The sequence below is a fragment of the Streptomyces sp. NPDC048278 genome (genome assembly GCF_040652195.1).
Lineage (GTDB): Bacteria > Actinomycetota > Actinomycetes > Streptomycetales > Streptomycetaceae > Streptomyces.
This window is the reverse complement of sequence record NZ_JBEZLP010000016.1, coordinates 36,725-62,805: the sequence shown is the minus strand read 5'-3', so window position 1 is coordinate 62,805 and position 26,081 is coordinate 36,725. Positions and strand designations below refer to the sequence as shown.

Sequence of the window (26,081 nt, the reverse complement as noted above, 5' to 3'; positions counted from 1 at the left end):
GCCTCCCCCGGCCGTCCGGATGGTCAAATCCGCTCGTTTCGCGGCCCGTTCTGTATGCATACCTGGATGCGTACGGTCCGCAACCACTCACGATACGTGCCGGAGGCAAGTCTCATTGTGGCGATGCGAATTTGTCACTTGGGCTCGAAGGACCCCGTCAGCGTCTTCCAGGTGTCCTTGCGCAGCTCACTGCTCCAGTCGTCGGCCTTCGCCGTGTACATCAGCGCGTACCCCTGCTGGGAGCTGACGACGAACCCCCGGTCGACGGTCCGGTACTCGGTGCCGCCGTCCACGTAGGTGAACTCCCAGTCGGCCGTGTTCCAGCCGCGGTAGTCCACCTCGGCTATGCGGATCTTCTGGTACTGGGAGCGCACCATGTAGCGCTCCTGGTTCTTCCAGTCCGCCACCGGGTCGTCCTTGGGCGTGCTCGTCCAGGCGATCAGCAGCTTCTGCCCGTCGGGCCCGGTGAACCGGTCCCCGGCGGAACTGCTGGTCTGGAACTTCCAGCCCTTGGGCAGCCCGATCGAGTACCCCTGGTCGCCCTTGTACGTCCGTACCACCGGCGCGCTGCCGCTGCCGCTGTCACTGCCACTGGAGTTCGACGCCGAGGACGCGTCGTCACCGGACGCGTCCGAGTCGTCGCTCCCGGAGGCGTCGGCCGCCGAGGAGTCCCCGTCCGTCTGCGTGCCGCCGCTCGTGTCCCGCTTGGTGGAGTCCCCGGAACCGGACGTCGAACCGGAACCCGAACCGGAGCCGGACCCGCTGCTCGTGCTCGCCCCCGCGCTGGCCACCGCCTTGGAACCGCCGCTCTTGCCGCTCCCCTTGCTGTCCCCGTCGCCGCCGTTCAGCACGACGGCGAGCACGGTACCGAGCACCGCGAGCACCACCACGACGGCGATGACCACCAGGGTGCGCTTCGGCACCACGTCGGTGAGCGGTGCCTTGGGCACGGGCCGGGGCGCCAGGTCCAGATCCGGCGGCGGCATCACGGGCCACCCCGAACTCGCCTTGCCGGCCGCGGGCTTGGCTCCACCCGGGGCGGAGGCGGCACCGGACCCGCCACCGGCGGCCGGACGCGCACCCCCGACCGGCCCCGAGGGCGAACCGGTCACGACCGGGCCGGCGGGTGCGGCAGGGGCGACGGGCGCGGCAGGGACGGCGGGTGCCGCGGCCTTGCCCGCCTCGGCGCCAGCGCCCGCACCGGCGCCCTTCGTCCGGGTCGCAGCCGCGGCGCCCGCCGCCCCCGCGGCCTTCCGCACCGACCGCAGCGCCCCGCGCAGCTTCTCCCCGGCCTCCTCGCCCCGCTTGGCCCCGGCGCCCTTCTCCTCCTGCGGCGCCTCGGGCTGCGGAGGCAGCGGTACCACCCGGGTGGCGTCCACGGGGACCGCCTCCGGTGCGTTGATGACCGCGTTGAGCATCGCCCGGGCGCCCGCGTCGTCCAGCCGCTTGGCCGGATCCTTGGTGAGCAGCCCGTAGATGACGTCCTTCAGCGGTCCCGCGTTCTTGGGCTCCTCCAGCTGCTCGGTCATCACCGCCGTCAGGGTGGCGATCGCCGACCCCTTGTCGTACGGCGGTGCGCCCTCGACCGCCGCGTACAGCAGCCCGCCGAGCGACCACAGGTCGGCCGCCGGGCCGGGCTTGTGACCGCGGGCCCGCTCCGGGGAGATGTAGGAGGGGGCGCCGACGAGCATGCCGGTGGAGGTGATGGACGGGTCGCCCTCGACCTGGGCGATGCCGAAGTCGGTGAGCACGACCCGGCCGTCGCCCTCGGAGATCAGCACGTTGGACGGCTTCACGTCCCGGTGCAGGATGCCCTCGCGGTGCGCCGACCGCAGCACGTCCAGGACCGCCAGCCCGACCTCGGCCGCCCGCTTCGGCTCCAGCAGGCCGTCCTCCCGGATGACCTCGGCCAGCGACTTGCCCTCGACCAACTCCATCACGATCCAGGGCCGGTCGTCCTCCTCGACCACGTCGAAGACCGTCACCGCGCTGTTGTTGCGGATCCGGGCGATCGCCTTGGCCTCGCGCAGGGTGCGCGTGATCAGGCGCCGCTTCTCCTCCTCGTCGATGTTCGACGGGAACCGCAGCTCCTTGACGGCCACCGTCCGGCCGAGGGTCTCGTCCTCGGCCCGCCACACCGTGCCCATGCCACCGCGGCCGAGCACTCCCCCCAGCCGGTACCGCCCGGCGAGAAGACGCTCACTGTTGTCCTGACGAGTCTCCTGACGAGAAGTCCCCGCCCGCTCCGCCTCCGACATGCGTCCCCTCATGCAACCCGCCCTGACAGAGCCTTCATTGTCCCTCACCCGACAAGTGCCCGACGCCCAGGGGCCCCCTGACCGCACATCGCGGCCGGCCAACCGGAACCCCCCGTGACGAGGGCGTCACACGGGCGGGATGATGGGCCCCGAGAAGGGAGGAACCCGGATGCCGTCGCTTCGGACACTGGTGGCCATACCGGTCTCTCTTGCCCTGCTGTTCGCCCCGCTGATGGCTGGTTCCGCCTCCTCCACAGAGGCCACCGACCCCCTCCTGTCACAGTTCGTCACCAAAGGCGGAGCACCCGCCGCCGCACTCCTGGACCACGACGGCGACGACGTCCGCTATGCCGCCGCAGGCCGGGACATCGCCCGCGCCGACCACTTCCGCGCCGGCAGCATCACGAAGACCTTCATCGCCACCGTCGTCCTGCAACTGGCCGCGGAACACCGGCTCTCCCTGTCCGACAGCGTGGACCGGTATCTGCCGGGACTGCTGCGCGGACACAGCGACGGGCGGCGGATCACCCTGCGGGCCCTGCTCAGCCACACCAGCGGGCTCGCCGACTTCACCAGGGTCACCCGGGGGGCCGTCCCCCTGACCCCGCTTCAGGCCGTCCGCGTCTCGCTCGCCCTCCCGTCCACCCGGCTGGGGCACTACGCGTACTCCAGCACCGACTACGTCGTGCTCGGCATGGTCATCCGTCAGGTCACCGGTCACTCGTACGCCACCGAGGTCCGGCGCCGCATCATCACCCCCCTCCGTCTCACGGGCACGTCCTTCCCCGGCGCCCGCACCGCACTGCCCTCCCCGCACGGCCGCGCCTACGCGAGCGACGGCTCCGACGTCACCGAACTCGACCCGCGCGTGGCCGGCGCGGCGGGTGAGCTGGTGACCACGCTCGACGACCTGGACCGCTTCTACGCGGCGCTGCTGGACGGCGAGCTGCTGCCCCCGCGCCGACTGCGCGAGATGCTCGACACCCGTGCCGCACACGGCGCGTACGGCCTGGGGATCTTTCCTGTGAAGCTGCCGTGCGGGACCACGGTGTGGGGGCACAACGGCCGGATCGCGGGCAGCTACGTGCGGAGCGCTGCCTCGATCGGCGGCCGACATGTCCTCACGTTCCGCGTGAACACGACGGCGATCGCAGACCCGGACCTCGAACCCGCACTGCTCGCGGCCGAGTTCTGCCCTCGCACTGGGTAGAACGGCCGGGGTCCGGAGGGAGATCCCGACCCCGGGTCGCTCGATCGGGTGATGTCAGACGGTCGAGCGGCATGGGACGGTCCGGCATCCGGCACCTCGCCGGATCCTCCACGCCGGATCCTCCACGCCACACCCCTCGCCTCACCCCTCGCCTCACCCCTCGCCTCACCCCTCGTCTCACCCCTCGTCTCACCCCTCGCCACGCCCCTGCGGGGAATCACCGCGGCACGATGTCCGGCGCTCCCAGCCTTGCCGCGTCCGCCGTCTGGTCGTCCGGCTGGAGTTGGGACTCGCGTTCCGCCTCGACACGCTTCTCGTAGTGCTCGACCTCGCGCTCGATCTGGTCCTTGTCCCAGCCGAGGACGGGTGCCATCAGCTCGGCGGCCTCGCGGGCGCTGCGGGTGCCGCGGTCGAAGGTCTCGATGGAGATGCGGGTGCGGCGGGTCAGGACGTCGTCGAGGTGGCGGGCGCCCTCGTGGGAGGCGGCGTAGACCACCTCGGCGCGCAGGTAGTCGTCGGCGGCGGACAGCGGTTCGGCCAGGCCGGGGTCGGCGGCGATGAGGTCGAGGATCTCCTCTGCCATCGAGCCGTACCGGTTGAGCAGGTGCTCGACGCGGACCACGTGCAGGCCGGTGCGCGCGGCGATCCTGGCCCGGGCGTTCCACATCGCCAGGTAGCCCTCCGCGCCGAGCAGCGGGATGTCCTCGGTGACGCACTCCGCGACCCGCATGTCGAGCCCGTGCACCGCCTCGTCGACGGCGTCCTTGGCCATCACCCTGTACGTCGTGTACTTGCCGCCCGCGACGACCACGAGCCCCGGCACCGGATGCGCGACCGTGTGCTCGCGCGACAGCTTGCTGGTGGCGTCGGACTCGCCGGCCAGCAGCGGACGCAGACCGGCGTAGACGCCCTGCACGTCGTCGCGGGACAACGGCACCGCGAGCACCGAGTTGACGTGGTTGAGGAGGTAGTCGATGTCGGCGCTGGAGGCGGCCGGGTGGGCCTTGTCCAGATCCCAGTCGGTGTCGGTCGTACCGATGATCCAGTGCCGGCCCCAGGGGATGACGAACAGGACCGACTTCTCGGTGCGCAGGATCAGGCCGGTCGTGGAGTGGATGCGGTCCTTCGGGACGACCAGGTGGATGCCCTTGGACGCGCGGACGTGGAACTGGCCTCGCTCGCCGACCATCGCCTGTGTGTCGTCGGTCCACACCCCGGTCGCGTTGACGACCTGCTGGGCGCGGATCTCGTACTCCCCGCCGCTCTCCACGTCCTGCACCCGGGCGCCGACCACCCGCTCGCCCTCGCGCAGGAAACCGGTCACCCGTGCGCGGTTGGCCGCCTTCGCGCCGTACGACACCGCCGTGCGCACCAGGGTCGCCACGTAGCGGGCGTCGTCCATCTGCGCGTCGTAGTACTGGATGGCGCCGACCAGGGCGTCCTTGCGCAGCGCGGGCGCGACGCGCAGGGCGTGACGGCGGCTCAGGTGGCGGTGGGCCGGCAGACCCCTGCCGTGGCCGCGGGCCATCGACATCGCGTCGTAGAGCGCGACGCCCGAGCCGGCGTACAGGCGCTCCCAGCCCTGGTGCTGGAGCGGGTAGAGGAAGGGCACCGGCTTGACCAGGTGCGGGGCGAGCCGCTCCAGGAGGAGACCGCGCTCCTTGAGTGCCTCGCGGACCAGGGCGAAGTCGAGCATCTCCAGGTAGCGCAGACCGCCGTGGATCAGCTTGCTGGACCTGCTGGAGGTACCCGAGGCCCAGTCGCGGGCCTCGACGATGCCGGTGTTCAGGCCCCGGGTGACCGCGTCCAGCGCGGTGCCCGCGCCGACCACTCCACCGCCCACCACCAGCACGTCCAGTTCGCGCTCGGCCATCGCCGCCAGGGACTCCGCGCGCTGCTCCGGCCCCAGTGTCGCTGTCCTCACCGCTGCCTCCCGCTCTGCCGCCATGCGGCCATCGCTCGCCATCGGTCCATCGCTCGACACCGGCCGTCGCCGACCGCGGGCCGCCGGTCATCGGTCGCGTCGGCCGCACCCCCGGCGGGCGTGGCCCCTGCCCAAAGTCTGACCGTCTTGCCCGGCTTCAGCCACCACTCACCCCCAGCCTGTGGACAACGGTCACCGAACCCACGGAAGACACATGAACACAATCCCGCATAACGGTCATATTTACTCCTAGTCTGACCGTGCGCCTCGCTCATCCTGTCCACAGGGCTTGCGCACCTGTCCCGCTTCGGTTACTGGGAAGGACGGCCCACGCCATGCCCGCAGACCTCGCCGTCATCGGACTCGGTCCCTACGGCCTGCCCCTCGCCCAGGCCGCCGTGGCCGCAGGCGTCTCCACGATCGGCTACGCCACCGGCCCCGAGGCGGGTTCGCTGAGCCCCGCCGAGCTGCGCCGGATGCTCGCGAAGGGCTTCCGGGTGGTCGAGGACCCGGCACAGCTGGGACGGGTGCGTACCGCCGTGATCTGCGCGCCGACCCCGCGCGGCGCCGACGGCGGGCTGGACCTCGGCCAGGTGGAGGCCGCCGCGCGCACGCTGGCCGAGCGGCTGCGTCCGCACACGACGGTGATCCTGGAGTCCCCGGTCCACCCGGGCACGACGGAGGACTTCCTGCGGCCTCTGCTGGAGAAGGGCTCGGGCCTGCGCGCGGGCCGCGACTTCCACCTCGCCTACTCGCCCAGTCGGGTGAATCCCGGCAACCGGGACTTCACACCGGCCAACACCCCGAAGGTCATCGGCGGCCTCACGCCCGCGTGCACGGAGTCGGCCGCCACGTTCTACGGCCGGCTCACGGACAAGGTGGTACGCGCGCGTGGCCCGCGCGAGGCCGAGACCGTGCAGCTCCTGGAGACCAACTTCCGGCACGTCAACATCGCCCTCGTCAACGAGATGGCCGTCCTCTGCCACGACCTGGGCGTCGACCTGTGGGACGTCATCCGCTGCGCGGAGACCAAGCCGTTCGGCTTCCAGGCCTTCCGCCCCGGACCCGGTGTCGGCGGCCACGGCGTCGCCCAGGACCTGTCCGGCCGCGCGAGCCGCGGTCTGCGCATGGTGGAACTGGCCCAGCAGGTCAACAGCCGGATGCCGGGGTACGTCGTGCAGCGCGCCGCCGCCCTCCTCAACGAGCACGGGAAGTCGGCGCGCGGCGCGCGCGTGCTGCTGCTCGGGGTCACCTACAAGGCCGACCTCGCCGACCAGCAGAACAGCCCCGCCCAGGAGATCGCGATGCGCTTCATGGAGCTGGGCGCCGCGGTCAGCTACCACGACCCGCACATCGCGTCCTGGAGCGTCCTGGACCGCCCGGTGCCGCGCGCCGACTCCCTCTACGAGGCCGCCGCCGACGCCGACCTGACGATCCTGGTCCAGCAGCACCGCACGTACGACCTCCAGGGCCTGTCGGTGAAGGCCCAGTTGCTGCTGGACACGCGCGGGGCAACCCCGACGGGAGCGGCGCACCGGCTCTGAACAGGCCCGGGGCGCCCAGCCCTCCGTCCGACGGCAGACTTCTGCGGTCTGCCGACTGCCGACCGCCGACCGCCGACCGCCGACCGCCGACCGCCGACCGCCGACCGCCGACCGCGGTCTACCGCTTGTGCTGCGAGTCCGCCACCGTCACCTCGACGCGCTGGAACTCCTTCAGCTCGCTGTAGCCGGTGGTGGCCATGGCGCGGCGCAGGGCGCCGAAGAGGTTCATCGAGCCGTCGGGGGTGTGGGACGGGCCGGTGAGGATCTCCTCGATGGTGCCGACCGTGCCGAGGTCGACCTTCTTGCCGCGCGGGAGCTCCTCGTTGACGGCCTCCATGCCCCAGTGGTGGCCCCTGCCCGGACCGTCGGTCGCGCGGGCCAGCGGGGAGCCCATCATCACCGAGTCGGCGCCGCAGGCGATCGCCTTGGGGAGGTCGCCGGACCAGCCGACACCGCCGTCGGCGATGACGTGGACGTAACGGCCGCCGGACTCGTCCATGTAGTCGCGGCGGGCGGCGGCCACGTCGGCGACGGCCGTGGCCATCGGGACCTGGATGCCGAGCACGTTGCGCGTGGTGTGGGCCGCGCCGCCGCCGAAGCCGACCAGGACACCGGCCGCGCCCGTGCGCATCAGGTGCAGGGCCGCCGTGTACGTGGCGCAGCCGCCGACGATCACCGGGACGTCCAGCTCGTAGATGAACTGCTTCAGGTTCAGCGGCTCGTGCGAGGACGAGACGTGCTCCGCGGAGACCGTCGTACCGCGGATGACGAAGATGTCGACGCCCGCGTCCACGACCGCCTTGGAGAACTGCGCGGTGCGCTGCGGGGAGAGCGCCGCCGCCGTGACCACGCCGGAGTCGCGCACCTCCTTGATGCGCGCGCCGATCAGCTCCTCCTTGATGGGGGCGGAGTAGATCTCCTGGAGGCGGCGGGTGGCGGTGTCTGCGTCCAGCCCGACGATCTCGTCGAGCAGCGGCTGCGGGTCCTCGTGCCGCGTCCAGAGGCCTTCGAGGTTGAGGACGCCCAGGCCGCCGAGCTCGCCGATGCGGATCGCGGTGGCCGGGGAGACGACCGAGTCCATGGGGGCGGCCAGGAACGGCAGCTCGAAGCGGTAGGCGTCGATCTGCCAGGCGATCGAGACCTCCTTCGGGTCCCGCGTACGGCGGCTGGGGACGACGGCGATGTCGTCGAAGGCGTACGCCCGGCGGCCGCGCTTGCCGCGCCCGATCTCGATCTCAGTCACGTCTGTGGCCTTTCCCTCTGCGTTTCAGCGTCTACCAGTATCGCCGACGGGTACGGCAAGGGCGGCCCCGGTACGCCCGGGACCGCCCTGGAAAGGCTCTGCCGACCAGTTGTGACTACTTGCGGCTGTAGTTCGGCGCCTCGACCGTCATCTGGATGTCGTGCGGGTGGCTCTCCTTGAGGCCCGCGGCGGTGATCCGGACGAAGCGGCCCTTGGACTCCATCTCGTCGACGGTGGCCGCGCCCACGTAGCCCATGGTCTGGCGCAGACCGCCGACGAGCTGGTGCAGCACGTTGGCCAGCGGGCCGCGGTAGGGCACCTGGCCCTCGATGCCCTCGGGGACGAGCTTGTCGTCGGAGGAGACCTCGGCCTGGAAGTAGCGGTCCTTCGAGTACGACCGGCCCTGGCCGCGCGACTGCATGGCGCCGAGCGAGCCCATGCCGCGGTACGACTTGAACTGCTTGCCGTTGATGAAGAGCAGCTCGCCCGGGGACTCCTCGCAGCCCGCGAGGAGGGAGCCCAGCATCACCGTGTCGGCGCCGGCCGCGAGGGCCTTGCCGATGTCGCCGGAGTACTGGAGGCCGCCGTCGCCGATCAGCGGGATACCGGCCGGGCCGGCGGCGAGGGAGGCCTCGTAGATGGCGGTGACCTGCGGGACGCCGATGCCGGCGACCACGCGGGTGGTGCAGATCGAGCCGGGGCCCACGCCGACCTTGATTCCGTCGACACCGGCGTCGATCAGGGCCTGCGCGCCGTCGCGGGTGGCGACGTTGCCGCCGATCACGTCGACGTCCACGCTCGACTTGATCTTCGCCATCCAGCTGAGGGCGTTGCTGTTGTGGCCGTGCGAGGTGTCGACGACCAGGAAGTCCACGCCGGCCGCGGCGAGCGCCTGGGCGCGTTCGAGGGCCTCGGGGCTGGCGCCGACGGCGGCGCCGACGAGCAGGCGGCCCTCGGAGTCCTTGGCCGCGTTCGGGTACTTCTCGGCCTTGACGAAGTCCTTGACGGTGATCAGGCCCTTGAGGACGCCCTGGTCGTCGACGAGCGGCAGCTTCTCGATCTTGTGCTTGCGCAGCAGCTGCATGGCCTCGGAGCCGGAGATGCCGACCTTGCCGGTGACCAGCGGCATCGGCGTCATGACCTCGTGGACGCGGCGGGAGCGGTCGCTCTCGAAGGCCATGTCGCGGTTGGTGACGATGCCGAGCAGCTTGCGGTCGGGGTCGGTGACCGGGACGCCGCTGATCCGGAACTTCGCGCACAGCGCGTCGGCCTCGGCGAGGGTCGCGTCCGGGTGGACCGTGATCGGGTCGGTGACCATGCCGGACTCGGACCGCTTCACGAGGTCGACCTGGTTGACCTGGTCCTCGACGGAGAGGTTGCGGTGCAGCACGCCGACGCCGCCGAGGCGGGCCATCGCGATCGCCATGCGGGACTCGGTCACCTTGTCCATGGCCGCGGACAGCAGCGGGATGTTGACCCGGACGTTGCGCGAGATGCGGGACGAGGTGTCGACCGCGTTCGGGAGGACCTCGGAGGCTCCCGGCAGCAGCAGCACGTCGTCGTAGGTCAGCCCGAGGGTGGCGAATTTGTCGGGCACTCCGTCGACGTTGGTGGTCATGACACCTTCCCCAAATGGCCTTGATCGGTGCGGATGTCCATGCTAACGGGAAGCACGGGTCCCAAATTCCACGGTACGACTCAGCTCCGGGCTTCGTATGTTCGTACGGGAACGGGTCCGCGCCTGTTCATCGGGGATCCGAAACAGGGCCGGGGAGGGGGCCGCCACAAGGGGGACGAGGGCGACGAGGGCTCCGCCTACTGCTCCGCCAGCGCTCGCAGCCGGCTCAGGGCCCGGTGCTGGGCGACGCGCACCGCGCCCGGTGACATTCCCAACATCTGGCCGGTCTCCTCGGCCGTGAGGCCCACGGCGATGCGGAGCAGCAGCAGCTCGCGCTGGTTCTCCGGGAGGTTGGCCAGGAGTTTCTTGGCCCATTCGGCGTCGCTGCTGAGCAGGGCGCGCTCCTCGGGGCCGAGGGAGTCGTCGGGGCGTTCCGGCATCTCGTCCGAGGGGACGGCCGTGGAGCCCGGGTGGCGCATCGCGGCGCGCTGCAGGTCGGCGACCTTGTGGGAGGCGATGGCGAAGACGAAGGCCTCGAAGGGGCGGCCTGTGTCGCGGTAGCGGGGCAGGGCCAGCAGAACGGCGACGCAGACTTCCTGGGCGAGGTCCTCGACGAAGTGGCGGGCGTCGCCCGGGAGGCGGGACAGGCGGGTGCGGCAGTAGCGCAGGGCGAGGGGGTGGACATGGGCGAGCAGGTCGTGCGTGGCCTGCTCGTCCCCGTCTACGGCGCGATGGACGAGAGCGCCGATCGTCCCTACGGCGGTGGCCGCCTCGTCGTCGCGCATCGGTCCATGGTGCCCTGCTGCCGTCGGCGGCGTGGCATCGCGTCCGTCGTTGTGCACCGAAGCGTTATGAGCAGGTGCGCCGGAACTCATCTCCTGCGCCCTCCCCTTCCGCTCGAACGACTCGTCCCCGAGAGACTCCACACCTCAAGGATGCGGCATCCGCGCCGAAACGAGCAGCGGGCCCTCGGGCCCGTCCCGGCGCTCCGTCTTGCAGACCCCGCCCACCATGGGGTAGGCGGGGGCGTCCGGTCGGTCCGCTTTCCCCGCTGCGGCGCAGCTCACCGCCGTACTAACGAACCAGACCCCAGCGGAAACCGAGGGCCACCGCGTGGGCGCGGTCGGAGGCTCCGAGTTTCTTGAACAGACGCCGGGCGTGGGTCTTGACCGTGTCCTCGGAGAGGAACAGCTCGCGACCGATCTCGGCGTTGGAGCGGCCGTGGCTCATGCCCTCAAGGACCTGGATCTCGCGCGCGGTGAGCGTGGGCGCGGCGCCCATCTCGGCCGAGCGGAGGCGGCGCGGGGCCAGCCGCCAGGTGGGGTCGGCGAGGGCCTGGGTCACGGTGGCCCGCAGTTCGGCGCGCGAGGCGTCCTTGTGCAGGTAGCCGCGGGCACCGGCGGCGACGGCCAGGGCCACGCCGTCCAGGTCCTCGGCGACCGTGAGCATGATGATGCGTGCGCCGGGGTCGGCGGACAGCAGCCGGCGCACGGTCTCGACGCCGCCCAGTCCGGGCATGCGCACGTCCATCAGGATCAGGTCGGATCGGTCGGCGCCCCAGCGGCGGAGGACTTCCTCGCCGTTGGCCGCCGTCGTCACGCGCTCGACGCCGGGCACGGTCGCCACCGCGCGGCGCAGCGCCTCTCGGGCAAGCGGGGAGTCGTCGCAGACGAGGACGGATGTCATGACCGCCCTCCGCAGCTGATGCGCGTCACCTTGAGCCTCCAGGCTGGTACGGAATCGTCACCTGTGCGGTCGAACGTCTCGGACGCCTGCCCGAGCGCTTGTTGCTTCAACCGCCACCGCACTCTCAACGACGGTCACTCGAAAGAGTTACGGGGCTGCATGCCGTCTTCGGCACTCTACGTGAGGGTGCGGACACGGTGCAGACATGGACGTCAGACCCTCAACTTTTCATCACAACCAATGCCCCATTTAGACCTTTTTCTTCCCGTTTCACGGTGTCTGGGGCTAGATTGCCAATGAGTCATATTTTCATCTCTCTAGACCGGAGATGTACGGTCGTTGGCACCGTATCCGCCCAGAACGGCTACAAGGGGTCACGTAATGGCAGATTTCTCCCGCCTTCCCGGACCGAACGCGGACCTGTGGGACTGGCAGCTCCTGGCCGCCTGCCGCGGGGTCGACAGCTCGCTCTTCTTCCATCCCGAGGGCGAGCGCGGGGCGGCTCGGAGTGCCCGTGAGAACTCGGCCAAGGAGGTCTGTATGAGGTGCCCGGTCCGCGCGGAGTGCGCGGCGCACGCGCTGGCGGTCCGCGAACCGTACGGCGTGTGGGGCGGCCTGACCGAGGACGAGCGCGAAGAGCTCATGGGGCGGGCGCGCAACAGGCTGGTGTCGGCGTCGACGACCAGCGGCGACGCCCCGTCCGACACGTGAAAGGCTCCGCCCCCGACACGTGAAAGAACGTTTCTTCAATCTGTTGACAATGCGCTGGGAACCTGCCGACGCTAGGCCCGCCGGGCCGCCCGGGCCAGCTGCTCCAGCGTCGCCGCCACCGCCGGTACCTGTGCCAGGTCGGGCAGGGTGAGGGCGACGATCTCCCGCCGCACCGCGGGCTCCAGGACCACCGTGCGCGCGCCTCTCGGGCGTACCGACTCGACCGCAAGGCCGGGCAGCACCGCGACGCCCAGACCCGCGCCGACCAGGCCGACCACGGCCGGGTAGTCGTCGGTGGCGAAGTCGATGCGGGGCGTGAAGCCCGCGCTCTCGCACGCCTGGACGAGCTGGCCCCGGCAGCGCGGGCAGCCCGCGATCCAGGGCTCGTCGGCGAGTTCCCCGAGGGCCACCGACTCCGCCCGGGCCAGCCGGTGCCGCTCCGGCACCAGGCCGACGAGGCGGTCGCTCAGCAGCGGCCGTACCACCAGGTCGTCCCACTCCTCCGCGTCCGCGGCGCCCTCGTAGCGGAAGGCCAGCGCGATGTCGCAGTCGCCCGCGCGCAGCAGCTCCACGGACTTCGGCGGCTCGGCCTCCTCCAGGGAGACCCGGGTGCCCGGGTGGGCGGCGCGCAGCGCGGCGAGGGCGGTCGGGACCAGGGCGGAGCTGCCGCTCGGGAAGGAGACCAGGCGGACCCGGCCCGCGCGCAGCCCGGCGATCGCGGCGACCTCCTCCTCCGCGGCGGTGAGACCGGCGAGGATCCCGGAGGCGTGCCGGACCAGGGCCTCGCCGGCCTGGGTCAGGCGCATCTCGCGGCCGTTGCGGACCAGCAGCGGGGTGCCGACGGAGGTCTCCAGGGCCTTCATCTGCTGGCTGACGGCGGGCTGGGTGCAGCCCAGTTCGCGTCCCGCCGCCGAGAAGGAACCGGTGGTGGCGACGGCGCGCAGGACACGGAGATGACGTGCTTCGATCACCCCCTGAGCATAAGACGGACTTGGACACGGCGCCCGAAAACGCGTCGACGCTTTGAGGAAGGTCCCGTACCGTCGGAGCATGGAGCTTCTCTCGGTGAACCTCGGCCGTCCCACGCCGTCGCCGCACACGGACCAGGCCGACGGCGTGACCGGTATCGACAAGCGGCCGGTGGCCGGGCCGGTGCGGGTGGCGGCGCCCGGGCCGAAGGGTGCCGCCGGCAGCGGGCTGGCCGGGGACGCGGTGTGCGAGCTGCGCCACCACGGCGGCGACGACCAGGCGGTGTACGCCTACGCGCGCGAGGACCTCGACGACTGGGAGAAGGAGCTCGGCCGCCCGCTGCCGAACGGCTGTTTCGGTGAGAACCTCACGACAAACGGGCTGAACGTGTCGGAGGCGCTGATCGGCGAGCGCTGGCGGATCGGTTCCGGGGTCGTACTGGAGGTCACCTCGGGGCGCATCCCGTGCCGTACTTTCCAGGGCCATCTGGGCGAGCGGGGATGGGTGAAGAGATTCACGCGGAAGGGTGCCACCGGTGCCTACCTCCGGGTGATCGAACCGGGTGAGATCCGGGCCGGTGACCCCATCGAGATCGTCCACCTGCCGGAGCACGGGGTGACGGCTGCGATGGAGTTCCGCGCGACCACCACCGAGCGGGAGCTGCTGCCCCGGCTGCTCGCGGCGGGCACGGCCCTGCACCCGGAGGCGCTGGCCCAGGCCCGGAAGTACGTGGCGGCGCAGTCGGCGGCAGGAAGGGACTGAGCGGCCGTCACGCGCAGGCCGTTCACCGGCGCTTCACCCTTAGGGAGAGCCGGTGCGCGCAGCGGACGCCGTCAGTCCGGGTAACTACCCTTGGTCCATGACAACGGCTCTGATTACGGGATCGACCGCGGGGATCGGTGCCGCGTTCGCGCGGCGCCTGGCGGCTGACGGGCACAACCTCGTCCTGGTGGCGCGGGACACCAAGCGGCTGCAGGAACAGGCGACCGAGCTGCACGACCGGCACGGCATCGAGGCGGAGGTGCTCACCGCCGACCTCGCCGAGGACCCCGGCATCGAGTCGGTGGCCGCCCGGCTCGGCGACCACAGGAACCCGGTCGACCTGCTGGTCAACAACGCCGGCTTCGGCAACAAGGGCCGTTATCTGGACGTCTCCATGGCCGACGAGCTGCGCATGCTCAAGGTGCACTGCGAGGCGGTGCTGCGGCTGACGTCGGCGGCGGCCGAGGCGATGCGCGAGCGCGGCCGGGGCGGTGTCGTCAACGTGGCGTCGGTGGCGGCTTTCGTGCCGCGCGGGACGTACGGCGCCTCCAAGGCGTGGGTCGTGCAGTTCACCCAGGGCGCGGCGCGCGACCTCGCGGGCACCGGGGTGCGGCTGATGGCGCTGGCGCCGGGGTTCGTCCGTACGGAGTTCCACCAGCGGGCCGGGATGGGCACGGACAACATCCCGGGCTGGATGTGGCTGGACGCCGACAAACTGGTCGCGGCGGCGCTGGCCGACCTCGCGCGCGGGAAGACGCTGTCGGTCCCGGACCCCCGCTACAAGGTGCTGACCGGCCTGGCGAAGGTGGCCCCGCGCGGGCTGGTGGGCGGCATCAGCGCGAAGACGGGCCGCAAGTACGGGCCGCAGTAGGCAGCGACAGCAGCACAGCAGGAGCCTCGGCCGGTCCGGTGGGAAAATGGTCGTGCGGGACCGGACCCAGGGGGGCCGGAGGCGGTGTCATGACGTTCGTGCAGCTCATCGAGTGCAGGACCAGCCGGCTGACCGAGATGGAGCGGCTGCTGGACAGGTGGGTCGAGCAGACCAGGGGGAAGCGGACGGCGACGCACGCGGTGGTCGGCCGGGACCGCTCCGACGCCGCGCACGTGGTGGAGATCGTGGAGTTCCCGTCGTACGAGGAGGCGATGCGGAACTCGACCCTCCCGGAGACCGACGAGGTCTTCCACGACCTGCTGGCGCTCTGCGACGGGACGCCGACGTTCACCGATCTGGACGTGGTGCGCGACGAGCGGTTGTACGCCGGTACCGCGCGGCGGTTCTTCGAGACGATCGGCGCGGCCGGCCCGCTGGCTCCGCTGGACGGGCTGCTCGCGGAGGACTACCACGGCCACGACCCGGGCAACGAGCAGGACATCATCGGCATGGACGCGGTGCGGCGCGAGATCGGGATGTGGCGGGGCGCCTTCGACTTCACGTTCCATGTCGAGGACCAGTTCACCCAGGACGACCGGGTGTGCACCCGGTGGATCTGGAAGGGGCGGCAGAAGGCGGAGTTCCTGGGGCTGCCGAACACCCGGGGTCTCGTCAGGACGACCGGGACGACGATCCACCGCTTCGACGCCGCCGGGAAGATCGCCGAGGGCTGGTGGGAGTACGACCGGCTCGGGCTGATGGGTCAGCTCGGTGCACTGGACGCGCTGGAGAACTGAGACCACAGTGAAAGCCCGCGAGGGGCGAAGCCCCCGTACCCGGCGGACGACCGGGGACGGGGGCTTCGTGCGATGCCGGGGCGGTACTAGTGCGCGTGGCCGTGCGAGTGGCCCGCGGCGGCGGCCTCTTCCTCTTCCTTCTTCTCGACGACCAGGGTCTCGGTCGTCAGGAGCAGGGAGGCGATGGAGGCGGCGTTCTCCAGGGCGGAGCGGGTGACCTTGACCGGGTCGATGACGCCGGCCTTGACCAGGTCGCCGTACTCGCCGGTGGCGGCGTTGAAGCCCTGGCCCTTCTCGAGCTCGGCGACCTTGGAGGTGATGACGTAGCCCTCCAGGCCGGCGTTCTCGGCGATCCAGCGCAGCGGCTCGACGACCGCGCGGCGGACCACGGCGACACCGGTGGCCTCGTCGCCGGTCTTGCCCAGGCCGCCCTCCAGCACCTTGGCGGCGTGGACGAGCGCGGAGCCGCCACCGGAGACGATGCCCTCCTCGACCGCGGCGCGGGTCGCGGAGATGGCGTCCTCCAGACGGTGCTTCTTCTCCTTCAGCTCCACCTCGGTGGCGGCGCCGACCTTGATCACGCACACGCCGCCGGCCAGCTTCGCGAGGCGCTCCTGGAGCTTCTCGCGGTCCCAGTCGGAGTCGGTGTTCTCGATCTCGGCCTTGATCTGGGCGACGCGGCCGGTGACCGCACCGGAGTCACCGGCACCGTCGACGACCGTGGTGTCGTCCTTGGTGACGGTCACGCGGCGGGCGGAGCCCAGCACGTCCAGGCCGACCTGGTCGAGCTTGAGGCCGACCTCCTCGGAGACGACCGTGGCGCCGGTGAGGATCGCCAGGTCCTCCAGCATCGCCTTGCGGCGGTCGCCGAAGCCCGGGGCCTTGACCGCGACCGCGTTGAAGGTGCCGCGGATCTTGTTGACGACCAGGGTCGACAGCGCCTCGCCGTCGACGTCCTCGGCGATGATCAGCAGCGGCTTCGAGGCGTTGGACTGGATGATCTTCTCGAGCAGCGGCAGCAGGTCCGCGATGGAGGAGACCTTGCCCTGGTTGATGAGGATGTAGGGGTCCTCCAGGACGGCTTCCATGCGCTCCTGGTCCGTCACGAAGTACGGCGACAGGTAGCCCTTGTCGAAGGCCATGCCCTCGGTGAAGTCCAGCTCCAGACCGAAGGTGTTGGACTCCTCGACGGTGATGACACCGTCCTTGCCGACCTTGTCCATCGCCTCGGCGATGAGCTCGCCGACCTGCGTGTCCTGGGCGGACAGCGCGGCGACGGCGGCGATGTCGGACTTCTCCTCGATCGGGCGGGCCGACGCGAGCAGGTCCTCGGAGACGGCGGCGACCGCGGCGTCGATGCCCTTCTTCAGGGAGGCCGGGGAGGCACCGGCGGCGACGTTCTTGAGGCCCTCGCGGACGAGCGCCTGGGCCAGCACGGTGGCGGTGGTCGTACCGTCACCCGCGATGTCGTTGGTCTTGGTCGCCACCTCCTTCACCAGCTGCGCGCCGAGGTTCTCGTACGGGTCCTCGATCTCGACCTCGCGGGCGATCGTGACGCCGTCGTTGGTGATCGTGGGGGCGCCGAACTTCTTGTCGATGACGACGTTGCGGCCCTTGGGGCCGATCGTCACCTTCACCGTGTCGGCAAGCTTGTTGACGCCGCGCTCAAGGGCGCGACGGGCGTCCTCGTCGAACTTCAGGATCTTCGCCATGGCAGCGGATGCCCTCTCGGAATTCTTGGGTGAACAAGACTGCGCCCCTGGCACCCGGCTTCTCGAAGGATCGCGGGGGCCAGGGGCGCAGCTTCAAGCGGAGTGCTTGAGGTGTGAGTCGCAGGCTTACTTCTCGATGATCGCGAGCACGTCGCGAGCCGAGAGGACGAGGTACTCGTCGCCGTTGTACTTCACCTCGGTGCCGCCGTACTTGCTGTAGAGCACGACGTCGCCGACCTTGACGTCGAGCGGCAGGCGCTCGCCGTTCTCGAAACGGCCCGGGCCCACGGCGAGGACAGCGCCCTCCTGGGGCTTCTCCTTCGCGGTGTCCGGGATGACCAGGCCGGAGGCCGTGGTCTGCTCGGCGTCGAGCGGCTGGACCACGATGCGGTCCTCAAGCGGCTTGATGGCAACCTTGGAGCTGGCGGTCGTCACGATCCGACCTCCCCCTTCGGAGATCTCACGGGGTTAACTGTCTGAGGTGGCGACCAGGTGGATCCGTCGTCGCGGGTGCCGGACCTGCCCGTCGCGTTGTTGGCACTCTCATCTGCCGAGTGCCAGAGCCGAGACTATGACCGCGATTAGCACTCGGTCAAGCGGAGTGCCAATTGCCTGCGGCGCGGCGCCGAAAAAACCGGGTTGGCCCGGGTTGTGGTGGCCGTCCTGGGGGCTGCGCCCCCAGACCCCCCGTTCGGCCTTCGGCCTCGTCCTCAAACGCCGGACGGGCTGGATTTGTGGCGCTACAGGTAGTCCTCCAGGCGGCCCACCGTCAGGCCGCTGGCCTGTACGCGGCGGAGGAGGCGGGCGGTGCGGTCTCGGAGGGGTGGGCCGAGGGCCTCGTCGGGGCCGACGAGGATGATGTCGCCGGGGCGGAGCTGTTTGTCGCCGGTGCGGTAGGTGATGGCGTCGGGGGTCATCGCCGCGCGCCAGAGGACCACCGCCGTGACCCCGCAGTCGGCGGCGGCGCGCAGGGTGGTGGTGTCGTAGGTGCCGTAGGGCGGGCGGAAGAGGCGGGGGCGGATGCCGAAGCGGGACTTCAGCTTCTCCTGCTGGCCGCAGATCTCGGCGCGCTGGCCCGCGTAGGGCAGGCCGGGCATGGCCGGGTGGTCGAGGGTGTGGTTCTGGACGCTCGCGCCGACCGACTGGAGGCGGGCGAAGTGGCCGTAGCCGGGGCCGACCACGCTGTCCGTGAGGAACATGCTCACCGGCAGCCGCAGTTCGCGGACCATGTCGACGAAGCGGGGGTCCTTCTCGGCGCCGTCGTCGTAGGTCAGGAAGACCACCCGGTCGGAGGTGGGGACGTGGTCGACGACCGGGGGGAGGGCGGTGCGGAACGACAGCGGGTGGAGCGGCGGGCGGGGAGCCGCGGGGAGCGGCGCGGTCAGGCCCCAGCGGCGGTACGCGGGCTCGCCGGAGGGGCCGTGCGGGTGCACCCGGTCGGCCGCCTTCCTGCCGAGCCGTTCGATGGGGTCGACGGAGGGCGCGCACGCGGCCAGGAGGAGGGCGGCGGCCAGGACGGCGGCCGTCGCCCTCGGTCGGCTCACAGGTAGTCCTCCAGGCGCGCCACCGCGTAGCCGTCGCGGGTGACCTTGTTCAGGAAGCGGCGCATGTCGTCGACCATGGTGCCGTCCCACTCGTTCCGGCCCCGGAAGTGCGTGAGGACGATGTCGCCGGGGTGCAGCGAGCGGTCCCACTCGCGGTACTCCCAGTGGTCGACGTACACCTCCTCGTCCCAGATCGGCGCGTACTTGATGCCGCAGGCCTTGGCGGCGCGCAGGGTGTCGCCGTTGTAGTTGCCGTAGGGCGGCCGGAAGACCGTCGGCGCCCGGCCGTACTGCTTCTTCATGATGTCCTGCATGCCGCAGATCTCGTGCTTCTGCTCGTCGTAGGTCAGACCGGGCAGGTAGGGGTGGGTGAGGGTGTGGTTGTTGAGGGTGTGGCCCTCGGCCTGCATCCGGCGGAAGTAGCCGTAGTCGTCCTTGACCAGGTAGTTGCTGAGGAACGCGGTGTACGGGATCCGCAGCTCGCTCATCATCCGCAGGAAGTCCGGGTCCTTCTCGGCGCCGTCGTCGATGGTGAGGAAGACGACCTTCTTCCTGGTCGGGATCGTGGTGAAGACCGGCGGCAGGTCGTCCTCCACCTGGCCGTCCACCTCGAACCCGTCGCGAGCGGTGATCCTCGGCCGGTACGTGGGCGGGGCCGGGGGCCGCAGCGGGACCTCGTCGAGACCCCAGCGCCGGGCGGCGGCGACCAGGGCGGCGTGGTCGTCGGGGGCGGCGGCGCCCTGGTGGGCCTGCCGGCCCGCGGCGGGACGGACCCCGGACTCGTCGCCCGGTCCGGCGCAGCCGGAGACGACGGCGGCCACGGCCAGGAGGGCACCCAGGGCCCAGGCCGCCCTATTTTTGTCATTTTGTACGACTGCTCGCATGGCCTCGGATCTTTTCAGCCCTCTCCCCGGAACCCGGGCAGACACCTCGGCCGGAGGCGAACCATCCACCGACTGGCCGACAATGACCCGGTGAACGACCTCCTCTCCCCCCTCCTCACCCCCGAGGGCCACGCCCTCCTCGACGAGGTGCGCGGCACCGCGCCCGCCGACGAGCTGGCCGTGGCCACCCGGCTGCGCCGCGAGCACCCCGCGGAACTGGTGTCGGCGGCACTCGCCCAGGCCCGGCTGCGGCAGCGGGCGGCGGCGAAGTTCGGGGAGGCGGACGCGGGCCGCATGTTCTTCACGCCGAACGGGGTCGAGCAGTCGACGCGGGCGAGTGTCGCCGCGTACCGGGCGGGGCGGCTGAAGGCGCTCGGGGTGACCTCGGTGGCCGACCTGTGCTGCGGGATCGGGGGCGACGCGATCGCGCTCGCGCGGGCCGGTATCCGCGTCCTCGCGGTGGACCGGGATCCGGTGACGGCGGCCGTGGCGCGGGCGAACGCCGACGCGCTGGGGCTCGCCGGGCTGATCGAGGTACGGGAGGCGGACGTCCAGGAGGTGGACGCGGACGGTTACGACGCGGTCTTCGTCGATCCGGCCCGGCGCGGCGGCCGGGGCCGCATCTTCGACCCGGAGGCCTACTCACCGCCGCTGTCCTGGGCGGTCGGGGCGGCGTCGGCGGCCCGGGTGGCCGCGCTGAAGATCGCCCCCGGCATCCCGCACGAGGCGGTCCCGGCGGCGGCCGAGGCGGAGTGGATCTCGGACCACGGCGACGTCAAGGAAGCCGTCCTCTGGTTCGGCACCGGCGCCCCGGGAGCCGTCCGCGCCACCCTCCTCCCCGGCCCGCGCACCCTGCTGGGCCGCGGCCTGCCCGACCCCGCCGTCCGCCCGGTCGGCCGTTACCTGTACGAGCCGGACGGCGCCGTCATCCGCGCCCACCTGGTCGCCGAGGCGGCCGAGGAACTGGCCGGCGGCCTGCTCGACCCGACGATCGCGTACGTCACGGCCGACACGCTCCGGGCCACCGACTACGCGACGGCGTACGAGATCACCGACGAACTCCCCTTCAACGTCAAGAAGCTCAAGGCGCTGCTGCGCGAGCGCGGGGTCGGGAACCTGACCGTCAAGAAGCGCGGATCGGCGGTCGAACCCGAGGAACTGCGCCGGAAGGTCAAGCCGCAGGGACCGAACGCGGCAACCGTGTTCCTGACCCGGGTGGCGGGGGCGCCCACCATGCTCGTCGGCGCCCCCGCACGGCCCGCTACTGGTGCCGGGCCGTCCTGAGCGAGCTCAGGTTCCGGTCGGCGGTCCCTGCGGACCTGGTGGCGGCCGGGGCGCTCTCGGCGGCGTCCGTGCGCAGCGCCAGGGCGCTCTTCGCCGCGGCGACGCCGTTGTAGTACGGCTGGTACACGAAGTCGTTGCCGCTCGCGCTGATCGACGAGCCGGCCGTGTTCAGCGCGCCCGCCGTCACCGAGCCGGTGTCGCCGAAGGCCATCGCGGCCTGGGTGCCGGCCGACTCGCGCAGCAGATAGCTCTTGACCTCGTCGGACAGGGCGGGCCGCGAGGTCCACAGCACGGGTCCGTAGATGTTCATCGCGGAGCCCGCGGAGACCCCGTCGCGCCAGGAGCCGGCGTAGGCGAGCGCGACCTGGCTCGGCGTGGTCCACCAGAACTTGGCGAGGGCCACCGACAGCGCCTCGCTGTTGGCGCCCGTGACCGGGTAGTAGTAGTACGTCGACGGCCACTTCGAGAACGACCCGTGGGTCAGCGCGTACTTCGCGTCCGAACCGACCGTGATGACCATGGTCTTGGCCGGGTCGAGGCTGTTGAGGTACGACTTCACCGACGCTGTCAGCGACTTGCCGTTGGTCAGGACGACGCTGCCCGCGCTGCCGGTGCCGTCGGCGCCGGCCGCGGCGGCGGCCGGGAGGGCCGCCTGGTAGTCGGTGCCGCTGGCCAGGAAGACGTAGGCCGGGCTGGTCGTGACCGTCTTCGCGGCCTTGACCGAGGTGTCGTAGCGGTCGGTGCCGGAGACCCGCTTCGGGACGTAGCCGAGGTTCCTCAGCTGGGTGGAGACGTTGGTGGTGAGCACCGAGGCGCCGCCGACCATCCAGACGTTCGCGCCCTTCTTCAGGGTGCGCTTCAGCTCGTTCTGCACCGCCGTCGACAGCCCGGTCTTCGAGCTGAGCAGCACCGGGCCCTGCCGCTTGCCGGCCAGCGCGGTCGCGGTGGGCGCGTCGGCCGAGTCGTCCTGGTTGAGCAGTACGGCGGACTTGGCGTCCAGCAGGCCCGCCTGGCTCTGGCCGACCGTGTTCCAGCTCCAGCGCGAGGAGGCGACGACCGTGCCGTTCGCGTCGGCGCCCCAGACCCGGGCGGTGGTGTTCTTGCGGACCGGCTGCCAGCTGGGGTTGCTGCCCTCCCAGGTGGTCGGGACCGGGGTGAACGCGCCGGTGGCCAGGTCGACGTACTCGGTGCTGTGCGCGTCGCTGCTGTTCGGGTCGGTGTGGACGTCGTAGAGGATCCGGGTGCCGGTCGGCGACCAGGACGGGTTGGAGTACGAACGCGTGTCGTCGGTGATCTGCTGGACGCCGGTGCCGTCCGCGTTCGCCGTGTAGAGCTGGGACTCGCGGACGAAGACCAGCTTGCTGCCGTCGGGCGAGAAGGCGGGCTGCCCGGCGTGGCTGATCACGAGCTTGACCGTGTTCGCGGTCGAGTCGTAGACGTAGACGCTCGCGTCCGCGGTGCAGCCCCCGCTGCGGCGCTCGAAGGCGACGCGGCCGTCGTTGTCGACGGTCGGGTTGGAATCGCAGGCGGTCGCCGGCTCCTGGGTGTTCGACAGCAGCGGGCCGGGGGCCCAGGCGCCGTCGGAGGGACCGTAGGCGAGCTGGCCGCCGTCAGAGAACACGACGTAACGGCCGTTCCAGCCGTAGGCCAGGTCCGTGTAGGTGCCGTTGCTGATCCGCATGCCCTGCGCCGGGGGCAGGGTGAGCTTCGTGGCACCGCTGGTGCGCACGCTGCTGATCGTCTGGTACGAGCCGGTGACGAACCGGCTGCCGTCCGGCGCCCAGGCGCCGTAGAGCCCCGAGCCGACGGACGATACGGCGGTGGCCGCCCCGGTGGCCGGGTCCACCAGCCGCGGGCCGTCCATCAGGATCTTGCCCTCGGTGCCCGGCCAGGGCCCCGCGTCGTCGGCGACGGCGCCCGGCGCGATCGCCAGGGTGCCCGTCGCGGCCAGTACCGCCGCGGTCGCGAGCGCCGCGCCACGACGGCGTGTGAACAGTCTCAAGTTGTCGACCCCCCATGGTCTGCACAGCCCCCGTACAGGGGCCGGGTCACTGTAGAGGCCAACTACCTGCCGTGGGAACAGAGTTACGGATGAACAGCAGTGTGCCGACAGGTTACGAAGGGCACTCGCGCGCCCTGGCGAGCAGCAGCTCCCGTTCCCGCTCGTTGCGGGCGAGGCCCGCGGCCCGTTCGAACTCCGCGCGGGCCTCGGCGGTGCGCCCGAGGCGGGCCAGCAGGTCGCCGCGGACGCTCGGCAGCAGGTGGTAGCCGCTCAGCGCGGGTTCGGCGGTCAGCGGGTCGACGATCGCCAGGGCTGCCGCCGGGCCGTCCGCCATCGACACGGCCACCGCGCGGTTCAGCTCGACGACCGGGGACGGGGAGCGGGCCGCCAGCAGCCCGTACAGGGTGGCGATGGACCGCCAGTCGGTCTCCTCGTACGTGTAGGCGTGCGCGTGGCAGGCCGCGATGGCCGCCTGGAGGGCGTACGGCCCCGGGGCGCCGGTCGCGGTGGCGTCGGCGCGGGCCAGGGCCCTGATGCCGCGGGCGATCAGCATGCGGTTCCAGCGGCGCCGGTTCTGGTCCCGGAGCAGGACCGGCGCGCCGTCGGGGCCGGTGCGGGCGGCCGTGCGGGAGGACTGGAACTCCAGGAGCGAGGCGAGGGCGTGCACCTCCGGTTCCTTCGGCATCAGGGCGGACAGGACGCGGGCCAGCCGCAGCGCGTCCTCGCAGAGCGACGGGCGCAGCCAGTCGTCGCCCGCCGTGGCCGCGTACCCCTCGTTGTAGACCAGGTAGATGACATCGAGGACCGAGCCGAGCCGGGCCTCGCGGTCGGGGCCGTACGGCACCTCGAAGGCGACGTTCTTCGTCGCGAGGGTGCGCTTGGCGCGGACGATGCGCTGGGCGACCGTCGGCTCGGGGACCAGGAAGGCGCGGGCGATCTCGGCCGTGGTCAGGCCGCCGAGGAGGCGCAGGGTGAGGGCGGTGCGGGCCTCGGGCGAGAGCACCGGGTGGCAGGTGGTGAAGACGAGCCGGAGCAGGTCGTCGTCGATGTCCTCCGGGTCGGCGGGCTCCTCCGGCGGGGCCGTCGTCTCGGTGCTGCGGCCGATCTCGGCGAGCTTGCGGGCGTAGTTCTCCCGGCGCCGGACCAGGTCGACGGCGCGGTGGCGGGCGGTCGCCATGAGCCAGGCGCCCGGGTTGCCGGGCACCCCGTCCCTGGGCCACTGCTCCAGGGCGGCGACCAGCGCGTCCTGCGCCAGTTCCTCCGCGATGCCGACGTCCCGGACGATCCGGGCGACCCCGGCGATCACGCGGGGCGATTCGAGCCGGAAGACGGTCTCGATGGCGTGGCGGGGGTCGGCCCGGGCGTCCGCCGCGGCCCCGGTGGGGACGTCGGCGTCGGCAGGCGTGTCGGCGTCGACAGGCATGTCGGCGTCGGCGTCGGCGGGGGGCTGTGTGCTCACAGCCCCCCATGCAACACCCGCCACCGGACGTGCGCCAGGAGGGTCAGCCCTCCGCGATCTCCCGGACCTCGCAGGTCACGGTCCAGAACTCCTCGTGCACCTGGAGGAACCGCTTGGTCCACTCCAGGGCCTCGGCCTTGTCCTTGCACTGCATGATCGCGTAGCCGCCGACGACCTCCTTGGACTCGGTGAACGGGCCGTCGGTGACGGAGATCTTCCCGCCCTCCCAGTGCACCAGGGTGCCGTCGGCGGTCGGCGTCAGGCCCGCGGTGTCCAGCATCACGCCGGCCTTGGTGATCTCCTCGATCAGCTCGCCCATCCGCTGCATCAGCGCCTCGCTGGGGCCCTCGGCGGGGGCGGAGTTCTCGTCGATGCGCACGAGCGACAGGTAACGGGGCATGGTGACTCCTCGGGTTCCACTGCTGCGGGGTCTCTCCCCGCATCTCACCCTTGCGTCGAACAGCCCGCCACCGGATCGACACCCCCGCCGGAATTTCCCGGGATTTTTTTCCGGCCTGCCTTCCGGCCTGCCTTCCGGCCCGTCTCGCGGCCCGTTTTCCGGCCTAGCGCAGCGAGTCCCACAGCTTGCTCGCGGCCGGCTCCTTCGCGATCACCCGGTTGGGGTCGGAGGGCGCGGTGACCACCGGCATCATCACCGTCTTCGTGTGGTCGGAGGTCAGTCCCTTCAGGCTCTGCCCGAGCCGCATCAGCTCGCTGAGCGAGTCCAGGCCGGTATCGGTGGTGAGGCTGGAGGTGACCGCGTCGGCGACCTCGTAGAGCTTGGCCGGGTCGGTCAGCAGACTGATGGAGGCCATCTGGTCCAGGAGCGCCTTCACCAGCTTCTGCTGGAGGCCTATCCGGCCCAGGTCGCTGCCGTCGCCTATGCCGTGCCGGGTGCGGGCGAGGGCGAGGGCCTGGGTGCCGTCGAGGTGGTGGGTGCCCTTCTTCAGGTGCAGGTGGCTGTCGTCGTCGTCGATGTCCTGGTCGGTGGTCACGGTCACCCCGCCGAGCGCGTCGACCAGCTTCGCGAAGCCCGAGAAGTCGATCTCCAGGTAGTGGTCCATACGGACGCCGGTGATCGACTCGACCGTCTTGACCGCGCACACCGCGCCGCCCACCGAGTAGGCGCTGTTGAACATCGCGTTGTAGGCGACGGAGGTCGAGCCGCCGGAGGAGAGCGGGCAGGAGGGCCGGGTGACCAGGGTGTCGCGGGGGATGCTGACGATCGTGGCGGAGGTCCGGCCGGCGTCGACGTGGACGACCATCGCGGTGTCGGAGCGGGCGCCCGAGCTGCTGCCGCCGCCGAGCTTCTTGTTCTCCTTGCCGCTGCGCGAGTCCGAGCCCAGCACCAGGATGTTCATCGAACCGGTGGGCAGCGGGGACGCGGAGGCCGAGGCGGACGCGGTGGCCGTCGGCGTCGTCACCGCCTTCGCCGGGCGGTCGTCCCCGAGCGCGCTGTTGATGTCGACGCTCCTGATGTTGTCGTTGAGGTGCCAGTAGACCCACCCCGCGCCGGCGATGCCGAGCGTCATGACCCCGGCCAGGGTGAGGCCGACGATCTTCAGCGCTCTCGACCGCCGGCCCACCCGTCTGCCCGCGCCGC

At 71.5% G+C, this 26,081-nt stretch carries 22 protein-coding genes; 7 read left to right on the top strand and 15 right to left on the bottom strand.

The window, feature by feature from the left end; translation table 11 throughout:
* Nucleotides 1–134: 134 nt before the first annotated feature.
* Nucleotides 135–2,258: a serine/threonine-protein kinase gene (locus AB0D74_RS26685; protein WP_362591932.1), complete on the bottom strand. Its 2,124-nt coding sequence runs from the start codon at nucleotides 2,256–2,258 to the stop codon at nucleotides 135–137.
* A gap of 169 nt (nucleotides 2,259–2,427) precedes the next feature.
* Between AB0D74_RS26685 and AB0D74_RS26680 the strand changes: the two genes are divergently transcribed.
* On the top strand, nucleotides 2,428–3,468 hold the full coding sequence (locus AB0D74_RS26680) for a serine hydrolase domain-containing protein (protein ID WP_362591929.1): 1,041 nt from the start codon (nucleotides 2,428–2,430) through the stop codon (nucleotides 3,466–3,468).
* 217 nt (nucleotides 3,469–3,685) lie between these two features.
* Here the strand turns inward: AB0D74_RS26680 and AB0D74_RS26675 are convergent, their stop codons facing one another.
* Complete coding sequence (locus tag AB0D74_RS26675) at nucleotides 3,686–5,392, bottom strand: glycerol-3-phosphate dehydrogenase/oxidase (protein WP_362591926.1); 1,707 nt, start codon at nucleotides 5,390–5,392, stop codon at nucleotides 3,686–3,688.
* A 335-nt stretch (nucleotides 5,393–5,727) separates the two neighbouring features.
* Between AB0D74_RS26675 and AB0D74_RS26670 the strand changes: the two genes are divergently transcribed.
* A complete protein-coding gene (locus tag AB0D74_RS26670; protein ID WP_362591923.1) occupies nucleotides 5,728–6,936 on the top strand; it encodes a nucleotide sugar dehydrogenase in 1,209 nt (402 codons plus the stop codon).
* Nucleotides 6,937–7,054: 118 nt separating this feature from the next.
* Here AB0D74_RS26670 and AB0D74_RS26665 read toward each other — a convergent pair whose 3' ends face one another.
* The 4 genes from AB0D74_RS26665 to AB0D74_RS26650 form a co-directional block, all read right to left on the bottom strand.
* Nucleotides 7,055–8,179, bottom strand: a complete 1,125-nt coding sequence (locus tag AB0D74_RS26665; RefSeq protein ID WP_362591920.1) for a GuaB3 family IMP dehydrogenase-related protein — start codon at nucleotides 8,177–8,179, stop codon at nucleotides 7,055–7,057.
* Between the two features lie 115 nt (nucleotides 8,180–8,294).
* Nucleotides 8,295–9,797: an IMP dehydrogenase gene (guaB, locus tag AB0D74_RS26660; protein WP_362591918.1), complete on the bottom strand. Its 1,503-nt coding sequence runs from the start codon at nucleotides 9,795–9,797 to the stop codon at nucleotides 8,295–8,297.
* A 197-nt stretch (nucleotides 9,798–9,994) separates the two neighbouring features.
* The gene (locus AB0D74_RS26655) at nucleotides 9,995–10,582 is read right to left on the bottom strand and encodes a sigma-70 family RNA polymerase sigma factor (protein WP_351318244.1); all 588 of its coding nucleotides are present in this window, start codon (nucleotides 10,580–10,582) and stop codon (nucleotides 9,995–9,997) included.
* A 289-nt stretch (nucleotides 10,583–10,871) separates the two neighbouring features.
* Nucleotides 10,872–11,483, bottom strand: coding sequence for a response regulator transcription factor (locus AB0D74_RS26650; RefSeq protein WP_003948568.1), 612 nt, complete (start codon nucleotides 11,481–11,483; stop codon nucleotides 10,872–10,874).
* 381 nt (nucleotides 11,484–11,864) lie between these two features.
* On the opposite strand from AB0D74_RS26650, the gene AB0D74_RS26645 reads away from it, so the two are divergent.
* Complete coding sequence (locus tag AB0D74_RS26645) at nucleotides 11,865–12,194, top strand: WhiB family transcriptional regulator (protein ID WP_362591915.1); 330 nt, start codon at nucleotides 11,865–11,867, stop codon at nucleotides 12,192–12,194.
* 71 nt (nucleotides 12,195–12,265) lie between these two features.
* Here AB0D74_RS26645 and AB0D74_RS26640 read toward each other — a convergent pair whose 3' ends face one another.
* On the bottom strand, nucleotides 12,266–13,165 hold the full coding sequence (locus AB0D74_RS26640) for a LysR family transcriptional regulator (RefSeq protein WP_362591912.1): 900 nt from the start codon (nucleotides 13,163–13,165) through the stop codon (nucleotides 12,266–12,268).
* Nucleotides 13,166–13,244: 79 nt separating this feature from the next.
* Here AB0D74_RS26640 and AB0D74_RS26635 point away from each other — a divergent pair, with 79 nt between their 5' ends.
* The 3 genes from AB0D74_RS26635 (at nucleotide 13,245) to AB0D74_RS26625 (ending at nucleotide 15,593) form a co-directional block, all read left to right on the top strand.
* The gene (locus AB0D74_RS26635) at nucleotides 13,245–13,925 is read left to right on the top strand and encodes an MOSC domain-containing protein (RefSeq protein WP_362591909.1); all 681 of its coding nucleotides are present in this window, start codon (nucleotides 13,245–13,247) and stop codon (nucleotides 13,923–13,925) included.
* Between the two features lie 97 nt (nucleotides 13,926–14,022).
* Nucleotides 14,023–14,796 carry an SDR family oxidoreductase gene (locus tag AB0D74_RS26630; RefSeq protein WP_362591906.1) on the top strand — a complete coding sequence of 258 codons (774 nt, stop codon included), beginning with the start codon at nucleotides 14,023–14,025 and terminating at the stop codon, nucleotides 14,794–14,796.
* 89 nt (nucleotides 14,797–14,885) lie between these two features.
* The gene (locus tag AB0D74_RS26625) at nucleotides 14,886–15,593 is read left to right on the top strand and encodes an ester cyclase (RefSeq protein WP_362591903.1); all 708 of its coding nucleotides are present in this window, start codon (nucleotides 14,886–14,888) and stop codon (nucleotides 15,591–15,593) included.
* An 86-nt stretch (nucleotides 15,594–15,679) separates the two neighbouring features.
* Here AB0D74_RS26625 and groL read toward each other — a convergent pair whose 3' ends face one another.
* From groL to AB0D74_RS26605, 4 genes are all read right to left on the bottom strand, one after another.
* Entirely contained in the window at nucleotides 15,680–17,305 is a 1,626-nt protein-coding gene (groL, locus tag AB0D74_RS26620; RefSeq protein ID WP_362591900.1) for a chaperonin GroEL, read from the bottom strand.
* Nucleotides 17,306–17,431: 126 nt separating this feature from the next.
* A complete protein-coding gene (groES, locus tag AB0D74_RS26615) occupies nucleotides 17,432–17,740 on the bottom strand; it encodes a co-chaperone GroES (protein ID WP_004955293.1) in 309 nt (102 codons plus the stop codon).
* Between the two features lie 305 nt (nucleotides 17,741–18,045).
* Nucleotides 18,046–18,849 (bottom strand): polysaccharide deacetylase family protein, encoded by an 804-nt coding sequence (locus AB0D74_RS26610; protein WP_362591897.1) that lies wholly within the window; start codon nucleotides 18,847–18,849, stop codon nucleotides 18,046–18,048.
* The gene (locus AB0D74_RS26605) at nucleotides 18,846–19,733 is read right to left on the bottom strand and encodes a polysaccharide deacetylase family protein (protein ID WP_362591894.1); all 888 of its coding nucleotides are present in this window, start codon (nucleotides 19,731–19,733) and stop codon (nucleotides 18,846–18,848) included. Before AB0D74_RS26605 ends, AB0D74_RS26610 begins: the two co-directional genes overlap by 4 nt.
* A 90-nt stretch (nucleotides 19,734–19,823) precedes the next feature.
* Here AB0D74_RS26605 and AB0D74_RS26600 point away from each other — a divergent pair, with 90 nt between their 5' ends.
* The gene (locus AB0D74_RS26600; protein WP_362591891.1) at nucleotides 19,824–21,017 is read left to right on the top strand and encodes a class I SAM-dependent methyltransferase; all 1,194 of its coding nucleotides are present in this window, start codon (nucleotides 19,824–19,826) and stop codon (nucleotides 21,015–21,017) included.
* Here AB0D74_RS26600 and AB0D74_RS26595 read toward each other — a convergent pair.
* The 4 genes from AB0D74_RS26595 to AB0D74_RS26580 all read right to left on the bottom strand — a co-directional run bounded on the left by AB0D74_RS26595 (nucleotide 20,995) and on the right by AB0D74_RS26580 (nucleotide 26,010).
* Nucleotides 20,995–23,019, bottom strand: a complete 2,025-nt coding sequence (locus AB0D74_RS26595) for a cell wall-binding repeat-containing protein (protein WP_362591888.1) — start codon at nucleotides 23,017–23,019, stop codon at nucleotides 20,995–20,997. The genes AB0D74_RS26600 and AB0D74_RS26595 overlap by 23 nt on opposite strands.
* A 112-nt stretch (nucleotides 23,020–23,131) precedes the next feature.
* The gene (locus AB0D74_RS26590) at nucleotides 23,132–24,478 is read right to left on the bottom strand and encodes an RNA polymerase sigma factor (protein ID WP_362591885.1); all 1,347 of its coding nucleotides are present in this window, start codon (nucleotides 24,476–24,478) and stop codon (nucleotides 23,132–23,134) included.
* Between the two features lie 43 nt (nucleotides 24,479–24,521).
* Nucleotides 24,522–24,878 (bottom strand): YciI family protein, encoded by a 357-nt coding sequence (locus AB0D74_RS26585; RefSeq protein WP_362591882.1) that lies wholly within the window; start codon nucleotides 24,876–24,878, stop codon nucleotides 24,522–24,524.
* Nucleotides 24,879–25,041: 163 nt separating this feature from the next.
* Complete coding sequence (locus tag AB0D74_RS26580; RefSeq protein WP_362592271.1) at nucleotides 25,042–26,010, bottom strand: LCP family protein; 969 nt, start codon at nucleotides 26,008–26,010, stop codon at nucleotides 25,042–25,044.
* Nucleotides 26,011–26,081: the final 71 nt, after the last annotated feature.